General features: G+C 74.7%; 10 protein-coding genes and 1 pseudogene. 4 read left to right on the top strand and 7 right to left on the bottom strand.

The window, feature by feature from the left end; translation table 11 throughout:
- Window positions 1-220, top strand: a 220-nt coding sequence (locus tag AB0M52_RS24525) for a DUF2469 family protein (RefSeq protein WP_363957943.1), incomplete at its 5' end; no start/stop codon positions are given.
- A 277-nt stretch (window positions 221-497) separates the two neighbouring features.
- Window positions 498-1,280, top strand: coding sequence for a M23 family metallopeptidase (locus tag AB0M52_RS24520; RefSeq protein ID WP_363957946.1), 783 nt, complete (start codon window positions 498-500; stop codon window positions 1,278-1,280).
- Here AB0M52_RS24520 and AB0M52_RS24515 read toward each other — a convergent pair.
- The 5 genes from AB0M52_RS24515 to AB0M52_RS24495 form a co-directional block, all read right to left on the bottom strand.
- Window positions 1,168-2,349, bottom strand: coding sequence for an aminotransferase class V-fold PLP-dependent enzyme (locus tag AB0M52_RS24515; RefSeq protein WP_363957940.1), 1,182 nt, complete (start codon window positions 2,347-2,349; stop codon window positions 1,168-1,170). The genes AB0M52_RS24520 and AB0M52_RS24515 overlap by 113 nt on opposite strands.
- 91 nt (window positions 2,350-2,440) lie before the next feature.
- Window positions 2,441-3,433, bottom strand: a complete 993-nt coding sequence (locus AB0M52_RS24510) for a tyrosine recombinase XerC (protein ID WP_363957938.1) — start codon at window positions 3,431-3,433, stop codon at window positions 2,441-2,443.
- Between the two features lie 9 nt (window positions 3,434-3,442).
- Window positions 3,443-4,633 carry a DNA-processing protein DprA gene (locus tag AB0M52_RS24505; protein ID WP_363957935.1) on the bottom strand — a complete coding sequence of 397 codons (1,191 nt, stop codon included), beginning with the start codon at window positions 4,631-4,633 and terminating at the stop codon, window positions 3,443-3,445.
- Window positions 4,630-6,147 carry a YifB family Mg chelatase-like AAA ATPase gene (locus AB0M52_RS24500; protein WP_363957932.1) on the bottom strand — a complete coding sequence of 506 codons (1,518 nt, stop codon included), beginning with the start codon at window positions 6,145-6,147 and terminating at the stop codon, window positions 4,630-4,632. The genes AB0M52_RS24505 and AB0M52_RS24500 overlap by 4 nt, the downstream gene beginning before the upstream one ends.
- A 111-nt stretch (window positions 6,148-6,258) precedes the next feature.
- Complete coding sequence (locus tag AB0M52_RS24495) at window positions 6,259-6,753, bottom strand: hypothetical protein (protein WP_363957929.1); 495 nt, start codon at window positions 6,751-6,753, stop codon at window positions 6,259-6,261.
- Between the two features lie 135 nt (window positions 6,754-6,888).
- On the opposite strand from AB0M52_RS24495, the gene AB0M52_RS24490 reads away from it, so the two are divergent.
- Complete coding sequence (locus AB0M52_RS24490; protein WP_363957927.1) at window positions 6,889-8,019, top strand: LacI family DNA-binding transcriptional regulator; 1,131 nt, start codon at window positions 6,889-6,891, stop codon at window positions 8,017-8,019.
- A 72-nt stretch (window positions 8,020-8,091) separates the two neighbouring features.
- Complete coding sequence (locus tag AB0M52_RS24485) at window positions 8,092-9,051, top strand: family 43 glycosylhydrolase (protein WP_363957924.1); 960 nt, start codon at window positions 8,092-8,094, stop codon at window positions 9,049-9,051.
- A 15-nt stretch (window positions 9,052-9,066) separates the two neighbouring features.
- On the opposite strand, the gene AB0M52_RS24480 is transcribed toward AB0M52_RS24485, so the two are convergent.
- Both AB0M52_RS24480 and AB0M52_RS24475 read right to left on the bottom strand, forming a co-directional pair.
- Entirely contained in the window at window positions 9,067-9,504 is a 438-nt protein-coding gene (locus AB0M52_RS24480; RefSeq protein ID WP_363957922.1) for a DUF4395 domain-containing protein, read from the bottom strand.
- Between the two features lie 158 nt (window positions 9,505-9,662).
- Window positions 9,663-9,883, bottom strand: a pseudogene (locus AB0M52_RS24475) (hypothetical protein); the annotation flags it as partial.

Genomic DNA, 9,883 nt, shown 5'->3' with positions numbered 1-9,883 from the left:
GTCCAGGCCGGCCGCGGCCAACCAGGTCGACCTGCACGTGCGCAACTCCGACGGCGAGGTCTACTTCGAGGTCGAGATGCACGACGCCTGGGTCTGGGACATGTACCGCCCTGCGCGTTTCGTGAAGAATGTCCGGGTGATGACCTTCAAGGACGTGAACGTCGAAGAGCTGGAGAAGCCGGACATCTCCCTCCCCGCCGACTCCGGCTTCGGCAGCTGATCCACGTACCGCACCCCGGGAGGGCGGCACCGGTGGACCCCCACCCGCCGCGAGCCGTCCATCGCCGGTCGTCCACTGTGGGCTTGGCCTTGGCCCCTTAGCAGATCATCCTTTCCCGTGGGGCCTGTCCACAGCGGGCTGCGTCGTCCACAACCGAGCGGTCCGGGGCGGCGGGACGCGGGTCCAGCCCGGCAGGCTCGGCGGCATGCGAACCCGGATGCCGCCGCTGCGCGGGACACTCTGCGGCCTGGTGCTGTTCACGCTGCCGCCGACGGGGATGGCGGTGCCGGCGATGCCGGGCCCGCCACCGGCCCTGACGACCAGCCCGCTACGTCCGCCGGCAGCGCCGGGTGCGGGCGGGTTGACCTCCGTGAGCGGTCCGGCCCGGACGGGCGGGTCTTCGCCCGCCGCCGGGCAGCTGGCGGTGGCCGGCGCACCGGCCTCCGGCACCGCCGGACCGTTCCGGTGGCCGGTGGACGGCGCACCGAATCCGGTACGCCGGTTCGACCCGCCGCCCCGGCCGTGGCTGTCCGGACACCGAGGGGTCGACCTGCTGGCCTCGCCGGGCGCGACGATCCGCGCGGCCGGTGCCGGCACGATCCTGTTCGCCGGCATGGTCGCCGGTCGGCCGGTGGTCTCCGTAGGGCATGCCGACGGGCTGCGGACCACCTACGAGCCGGTCGAGCCGGCCGCCACGGTGGGCACCGTGGTGCCGGCCGGGGCTGAGCTGGGCGGTCTGCTGCCCGGGCACGCCGGCTGCCCCGGGGAGGCGTGCCTGCACTGGGGGCTGCGCCAGGGCTCCGACTACCTCGACCCGCTGGCCCTGGTCGGCCTCGGCCGGGCCCGCCTGCTGCCGCTCGGCGAGATCACCACGCTCGGTGCCGCGCCTGCGCCCCGCTCAGCGCCGGGCCCGCTCAGCGGTCAGCGGTCAGCGCGGTCGGGCGCGGTCAGCGTTGGGCGAGCAGCGTGGGCAGCCGGACGGCGAGCCGCTCGTACTCGTCGGGCGAGTTGTACACCTGGCCGCAGAGCCGCAGCCAGCCCCGCCCGCCGAAGGCATTGACCGCCACCTGGACGGCGAGCCGCTCGGCGATCCGGGCCCGCAGCGCCCGGGCCGCGTCGATCGTCGTGGCGAGGCCCGCCGGCAACGGGATCACCCGCATGGCGACCGTGGGTCCGCCGGGGTCGGGCAGGTCGGTCGGGGGCACACCGAGCGCATCCCCCACCACCCGCTGGCCGTACGCGGCCAGTGCCGCGTTGTGCGCGCGTACCCGGTCGACGCCCAGACTACGCAGCGTGTAGAGGCCCGCCGGGGCGCTCAGCCAGGCGGTGTAGTCCATCGTCGCCTGCCACTCCAGCCGGCCGGGGAAACCCACGTCCTGCTCCCACGAGACCACCAGCGGCTCGATCCGCTCCCGCCACGGCGGAGCCACCACGAGCACGGCGGTGCCGCGCGGGGCGTACCCCCACTTGTGCAGGTTGCCCACCCAGAAGTCGGCCCCGATGCTCTGCACGCTCGCCGGCAGCATGCCCGGCGCGTGCGCGGCGTCGACCAGCACCGACACGCCGTGTTCCCGGGCCACCCCGACGATGGCGGCGACCGGGAACAGTCGCGCCGTGCCCGAGGTGAGCTGGTCGACGACGAGCAGGCGGGTACGGCCCGGACGCAGTCCGGACCGCACGATCTGCACCACCTCCTCGTCGGTGGCGGCCAGCGGCACCGGCAGGACCCGATGCGTCGCCCCGGTGCGCCGGCATTCGCGGCGGATGGAGAACTCGACCGCACCGTAGCCGTGGTCGGTGGTGAGCACCTCGTCGCCGGGGCGCAGTCCGAGTGACTGGAGCACCACCGCCACGCCGGTGGTGGCGTTCGTGGTCAGGGCGGTGCCATCCGGGTCGGCGCCGAGGAACCCGGCCAGATGCCGGCGGGTGTGCGTGATCCGGTCCACCAGCCCCTGGGTGAAGAAGCGCAGCGGATCGGCCTCCATCTCGTCGCGCAGCCGCTGCTGGGCCCGTTGGGCGACGATCGGCACCGCGCCGAACGAGCCGTGGTTGAGGTGGCTCACCGCCGGGTCGAGGGAAAACAGCAGGCGGGCGCCCGTGATCGGCTCGGGCGGCGGCGGGACGCTCACCCGATGATCGTAACCGCCGGCCGACCGCGCCTCGGCGGCTCTCGCCGGCAGTCACCCGGTCAGCGGCCGCACCGACGGTTGTCCCGCCGGCTCAGGCGCGGGGATGGGCCTGCCGGTACGCGGCTCGGAGCCGTTCGACCGAGACGTGGGTGTAGACCTGCGTGCTCGCTAAGGAGGAGTGGCCCAGCAGCTCCTGCACGGCCCGCAGGTCCGCGCCGCCTTCGAGCAGATGGGTAGCGGCCGAGTGGCGCAGCGCGTGCGGGCTGGTCCTGGGCAGGCCGGCCGCGTCGGCGTACCCGGCGACGATCCGCCGGGCGGTCGTCGGGTGCAGACGGCCGCCCCGGGCGCCGAGCAGCAGCGCGTCCCGGGAGTCGGGCACCGCCAGCACCGGCCGCCCCCGCCGCAACCAGTCGTCGAGGGCCCGCTGGGCCGGCAACCCGTACGGCACCGTCCGCTCCCGCCCGCCCTTGCCGCGTACGCGGACCACCCGCCGGCCGTGGTCGACGTCGGCCACGTCGAGCCCGCACGCCTCACTGACGCGTACCCCGGTGCCGTAGAGCAGTTCGAGTAGCACCCGGTCGCGCAGCGGCACCGCCTCGGCCGCGTGATCGGGCGGGCCGGGGAGGTTGGCCGTACCGCGCGTCGGTGCCTCAACGAGCGCCGCCGCCTGGTCGGCGCGGAGCACGGTGGGCAAACTCCGCTGCGGGCGGGGGCTGGCCAGCGTGGCGGCGACGTCGGTGGGCAGCAGCCCGCCACGGTGGGCCCAGGCGCTGAACGTCCGCGCCGCCGCCGCCCGCCGGGCCAGCGAGGCACGGGCCGCGCCCATCGTCCGTTGCTTGGCCAGCCAGCTGCGTACCGTGTCGAGGCTCAACTCGGCCACCTCGGTGCAGCCCATCCGGTGGGCGTGGTCCAACAGGGACACCAGATCGGCGACGTACGCCCGCACGGTGTGCGCCGACCGGTTGCGGACCGAGGCGAGGTGGCGGGCGAACTCGTCCACCGCGTCCCGCAGCGGCTCCGGCAGCGCCGCGTGCACGGCCTGGGTGCCGCGGGCGTCCCGGCCCTTCGCGTCCGTACCCCGCACGGATCCAGCCTACGGCCGGCTGGCCCGGTTCGGCGGTGGGGCCAGGGCGTAGCCGTCGTCGCGGCGTGTCACCAGGGCCAGTTCCTCCAGCATGGACAGCTTGCGCAGCACCGTCCGGACGGCCAGACCGGCCCGGGCGGCGAGGGCGTCCACGCCGACCCTGCCGCGTCGGGGCATCGCCTCCACGATCGCCCGAGCGTCGTCGTCGAGCAGGTCACCGGGCCGATCCGGGCCGCGCGGCACCGGCGCCAACTCGCCGATCCGGCCCACCTCCTCCAGCACCTGCGCGAGGCCGGTAACCAGCCGCGCCTCCGGCTGCTCGCGCAGCATCTCGTGGGCACCGACCGACATCGCCGAGGTGACCGGGCCGGGCACCACCATCGCCCGCCGGTTCAGCGCGATGGCCCGCCTGGTGGTCTGCGTCGCGCCGCTGCGGGCCGCCGCCTCCACCAGCACGGTGCCCAGGGTGCCCGCCGCGATCACCCGGTTGCGGATGAGGAACCGGGGGCGCAGCGGCTCGGCTCCCGGCGGCCACTCGCTCACCAGCAGTCCGGTGTCGGCGATCCGGTCGAACAGCGCCGCGTTGCCCATCGGGTAGGCGCGGTCCACCCCGCAGGCGAGCACCGCGACGGTCCGGCCGCCCGCGTTCAGCGCGCCGCGATGCGCGGCGGCGTCGATGCCGAACGCGCCCCCGGAGACGACCGTCCAGTCCCGGTCGGCCAGGCCGTAGCCCAGGTCGGTGGCGACGTGGGTGCCGTACGGGGTGGCGGCCCGCGCCCCGATCACCGCCACCGATCGCTCCAGCGCCTCAGCCAGCGGCCACGGCCCGCGTACCCAGAAACAGAGCGGTGGTGCGGTCTCGATGTCGACCCGACGCTGCGCGCCGGGCAGGCGCAGGTGGAGATCGCGCAGCTGCTCGACCGGGGCCGGCCACTCGTCGTCACCGGGGATGACGACCCGGGCGCCGAGCCGGTCGGCGAGCCGCAGCGCCTCGGCGGCGACCACCCGCGCGTCCCCGGCCCGGCTGCGCGCCGCCACGCTGTCGCGCAGCCCCTCCTGCGGTGCCCCGCCGTCGAGCAGCAGCTCCAGTGCGGCCACCGGACCGAGCTCGTCGACCAGGCGGTGCACCGACCGGGTGCCCGGCTCGGCCAGCCAGGTCAACGCCACCCGGGCCAGCGTCGAATCCTCGTGCGTGTTCACGTACCCTCTCCCGTCCTGAGCGTGATGGCCTCGCCGACGTCGCCCTTGTCCGGGCGGGCCCGCCCGTCCAGGTCGGCGATCGTCCAGGCGAGCCGGATGACGCGGTCGAAGCCGCGGGCGGAGAGTGAACCGGAGTCGAGCCGGGCCCGCAGGTCGGCGGTGTCCCGGGCGGATAGCCGCCACGGTGACCGGCGCAGGTCCGGGCCGGGTATCTCGGCGTTGAGCCGCCGGCCCAGGGCCGTCCAGCGTCCGGCCGCCGCCTGGCGGGCCGCGACCACCCGACCGGCGACCACCGCGGAGGATTCGTGCGCCGCCGTCTCCATCAGCTCGGCCGCACGCATCGGCGGCAGTCGTACCTGCAGGTCGATCCGGTCGAGCAGGGGACCGGAGAGCCGGCCGAGGTAGCGGCGGCGGGTCAGCGGGGGGCACTCGCAGCGGTCGTCGCCCGCCGGGTTCGCGCACGGGCACGGATTGGCGGCCAGCACCAGCTGGGCACGGGCGGGATATTCGGCGCCGCCGCGGCTGCGGGTCAACACCACCCGGCCGTGCTCCAGCGGCTGGCGCAGCGCCTCCAGCGCCGGCTTGCTGAACTCGGGCGCCTCGTCCAGGAGGAGCACGCCACGGTGGGCGAGTGAGATCGCACCGGGCCGGGCCAGCCCGGACCCGCCGCCGACGATGGAGGGCACGGTCGCGGTGTGATGTGGTGCCTGAAACGGCGGCCGGCGGATCAGCCGGCCACCTGCCGGCAGCAGCCCGGCGATCGAGTGCAGCGCGGTGACCTCCAGCGCGGCGTCGTCGTCCAGCGCCGGCAGGATCGACGGCAGGCGCTCGGCGAGCATGGTCTTGCCGGCGCCCGGCGGCCCGATCAGCGCCAGATGGTGCCCACCGGCGGCGGCGACCTCCAGGGCTCGCCGGCCGAGACCCTGCCCGGCGACCTCGGCCAGGTCGGGCCCGGGCGCGGCCGGGGGCGGAGCGTCGGTCGGTGGCTCGATCAGCGGCTCGCCGTCGCGGACGAAGCCGACCAGCCGGTGCAGACTGTCCACGCCCCGGACCCGCAGCCCCGGCACGACCGCGGCCTCGGCGGCGTTGCCGGCCGGCACGATCACCCGTTCGACGCCGGCCTGCGCCGCCGCGGCGACCATCGGCAGTACGCCCCGGACCGGCCGTACCGTCCCGTCCAGGCCCAGCTCGCCGAGGACCACCACCCCCTCCAGCGGCAGCAGCGGCAACTCGCCGGAGCCGCCGAGCAGCGCCACCGCGATCGCCAGGTCGAAGGCCGAGCCGAACTTGGGCAGGGTGGCCGGCAGCAGGTTGAGGGTGATCCGCCGGTTGGGCCACCGCTGGCCGGAGTTGACCACCGCGGCGCGCACCCGGTCCCGGGCCTCGTGTAGGGCGGTGTCCGGCAGCCCGGAGATGACCACCCCGGGCAGGCCGGGGGCGAGATCCGCCTCCACCTCCACCAGGTGGCCGGTCACCCCGACCAGGCCGACGCAGAGCACCCGGGCGTAACTCATCAGAACGCGCCCTTGAGGTGCTCGACGCGGGCCCGGCCGGTGACCGGGTGTCCCCCCGGCCGGGCCGGGACGAGGTGTCCGGCCCGGCCGAGGCGCTGCCGAGGGCAGACGTCACCGGGACAGTTCCTTCTCGTACTCGGCCTGGACCGCCTTGACGTACCCCTCCGGCGTCTGCTGGCCGGCGATCAGCTTCTGCATCTCGGGGGTGATGGCCGCGGCGAAGATGCCGCCGGTCGCGTTCGCGGTGAAGTCGACCGCGCCGTTGTCGGCCCCGAGTTGCTGCGACGCCTTGAGCGTTTCGGCCAGCACGGTGCCCTCGGCCACCGGCGGCAGGGCCAGGTCGCTCGGGCCACCCGGGTGCGAGCCACCGACGTTCACCGAGATCTCGCGGGCCTTGTCGTTGGTGTGCACCCAGTTGAGGAAAAAGGCCGCGGCGTCCGCGTTCTTCGCCTTGGCGCCGACCCCGAAGGTGTTCGGGGCGGACATCGCCACGTGCTTGGCGTCGGCGGTCTCACCCGGGAAGAGGAAGAAGCCGACGTTGCCGGCCATGCTCTTGTCCAGGTTCGCCGACTCCCAGTCGCCGTTGAACATCGCGGTAACCAACATGACTTTGGGCGGGGGACGATGCCTCCCCCTAGCAGCGGAACTACGTCGCTAAGCCGATTTAGCAGAGCATGCGCGCGATGCTTGGGGCTGTCAAGAACGAGTTGGCAACGGCCCGGAAACAGGTGGTTCACGCCGATGACCCCACCGAGGTCCGGACCGCCGCCGGTGACCGACGGCCCGACGCGACGCATCATGATGGTCAACAGCGGCGTCGGACGGACCGCCGCGATCGGAGGACTCATGGGCCGCGACCGAGCAACCCTGGCCGATGTCGCCCGCCTGGCCGGGCTGTCCAAGACCGCCGCGTCGATGGTGCTCAACGGGCGGGAGGGCACCCGGCTGTCCGCAGAGGCGCACCAGCGGGTCTTCGCGGCCGCGGAGGAACTCGGCTACCGGCCCAACGTCGCCGCGCGCAGCCTGCGGACCCGCAAGACGGCCACCATCGCGTTCGTCTCCGACATCGTCGCCACCACCCGCTTCGCCGGCGGCCTCATCCGTGGCGCGCTGGACGCGGCCCGTGAGCGCGACCACGTACTGCTCATCACCGAGACCCAGGGCGACGCGGCGTTCGAGCAGTACGCCATCGAGGCGATGCTGGACCGCCAGGTCGACGGGGTGATCTACGCGGCCATGGCGACCCGCCGGCTGGCGGTGCCGCCGGCGATCCTCGGCGGCCCGGTGGTGCTGCTCAACGCCACCAGCCCGGTGCAGCTGCCCTGCGTGCTGCCCGACGACGAGCGGGCCGGTGCGGTGGTCGCCGAGACACTGCTGGCGCAGGGCCACCGGGAGCGGATCGCCCTGATCGGGCGCAACCGGCAGAAGGAACGCGACCCCGAGATCTCCCTCGCCGCCGAGGCGCGACTGCGCGGCATCCGGAGCACCCTCGCCGCCGCCGGCGTCAAGCTGCTCGTCGAGGGCTTCTGCCCCGAGTGGCTGCCGGAGCACGGCTACGCCGCGACGCGTCGGCTGCTGGGCCGGCCGGCGCGTCCCAGCGCGATCATCTGCATGAACGACCGACTCGCCTTCGGCGCATACCAGGCGCTCGGCGAGGCCGGACTGACCATCCCGGGCGACCTCTCGGTGATCTCCTTCGACGACGATCCGATCGCCTCCTGGCTCCGGCCGGGGCTGTCCACCGCCGCGCTGCCGCACGAGCAGATGGGCCGCCGGGCGGTGGAAGTCCTGCTCGACGGCGACGCCGCCGGGCCGTCGTTCGTGCCCATGCCGCTGCGCCGACGCCGGTCCGTCGCCGCGCCGGCCCGCTGAGCACGCGCCGGTGCGGGGTCGGCCGGGCACCCGCCATCGCCGCTAAACCGATTTAGTGGTACGTTGCCCGCCATGCTTCATCTGCCCGACCACTGGGTGTGGGACAGCTGGTACGCCCAGGACGACGACGGTCTGTGGCACGCCTTCTTCCTGCGCGCCTCCCGAGCCCTGCTCGACCCGGACCGCCGCCACCGGCGTGCCTCGATCGGCCACGCCGTCTCCACCGATCTGCGCTCCTGGCGCCTGCTGGCCGACGCGCTCGTGCCGGCCGACTCGCCGGGTTGGGACGACCTGGCCACCTGGACCGGCTGCACCGTCCGCGGTCCGGACCAGCGGTGGTACCTGTTCTACACCGGCGTCGGGCGGGCGGAGGACGGGCTGGTCCAGCGCATCGGCCTGGCCGTCTCCGACGATCTGGTCACCTGGCACCGGCACGGCGACGGCCCGATCGTGGTGGCCGACCCCACCTGGTACGAGCTGCTCGACCGCGAGATGTGGTACGAGCAGGCCTGGCGGGATCCGTGGGTCTTTCCCGACCCGGACGGCCACGGCTGGCACATGCTCATCACCGCCCGCGCCAATCACGGGCCGGCCGACGGGCGCGGAGTCGTCGGCCACGCGACCTCCCCGGACCTGCTGAACTGGACCGTCCAGCCCCCGCTGTCCGCCCCGGCCGGCTTCGGTCACCTTGAGGTGCCACAGGTCGCCGTCGTGGACGGTCAGCCCCTGCTGCTGTTCTGCACCAACGCCTTCGCCGCTGGCCGAGGATCCGAGCACCGGCTCTGGGTGGCGACCGCGCCGACGGTCCGGGGGCCCTGGGACGTGGCGTCCGCCCAGCCGATCGCGCAGCCGCACCTGTACGCGCCGCGGCTGGTCCCCGACGCCGACGGCTGGGCGCTCATCGGCTTCGTCGACCACGCCGACGGCGAGTTCGTCGGCGAGCTCAGCGACCCGGTCCCGGTCCGCTATCAACGCGCCACCGGCCTGATCGCGGACACCCCGACGACGGCCCTCACCGGCAGCGGTGCATGACGCGCCGCAGGTCCGTCAGGAACCGGCCGGGACGCGGGCCGCGAGCGGGCGGCCGACGAGCCGGCGCAGCGCCAGGTAACCCACGCAGCCGAGGCACAGGTCGAACGCGGCGTTGAGGAACGCCGCGGCCAGGGCCGCACCGGTCGCGACCAGGGCGAGCACCGGCAACCCGGCGAGCTGGCCGACCAGCGCCGCCCCGACGAAGATCAGGCCGACCAGCTGGGCGAACCGGACCGGAGCGGCCGGTTCCAGCTCGGTCGGGGCGGCGAGTCGCGGGGCGACGAGGGTGCGGTAGAGCAGCCCGTACGGGCCGAGGCGCGGGTTGGCCGCGGTGATCGCGAAGACGACGGCCTGGACGAGCAGCAGCGGGGTTCCGCCGCCGAGCAGTGCGGCGGCGAGCACGACGGTGGTGACGGCCGCGGCGAACCGGGGCGCGCGAGGGTCGAGAAGCATGACGGTTCCTGGGGCTTGGGCCGGGCGGATCGGGTTGCCGGCACCGGCACGGAGGGATGGGTGCGCAGGGACAGGTCAGCGGCGGCGGTCGGGACGACAGAGGCTGGCCGCCAGCCGGCCGTGGTCCACCGTCCGGCGGCGGGTCAGCGCCAAGGCCCTCACCGCGTCGCTCCCGCGGACAGCTCCCGTACGGCCTCGGTCAGCTGCCCGGCGTCCGGCACCCCGGACGCGCGCCGGGCGACCCGGCCGTCGCCGTCGACCAGCAGCACCGTCGGCGTACGCCAGACGACGAGCTCCGGAAGGTTAGCCCCTTGCTTGCCTCTCGAAACGGGTTGAACACGGCGGATGATTCGATGGCTGACATTGCCACTAAGATCGC

Origin of the sequence: Micromonospora sp. NPDC051296 (assembly GCF_040682255.1) — a bacterium.
Lineage (GTDB): Bacteria > Actinomycetota > Actinomycetes > Mycobacteriales > Micromonosporaceae > Micromonospora > Micromonospora craterilacus.
Note: the sequence above shows the minus strand (reverse complement) of the source record. Positions and strands in the feature narration are given on the sequence as shown.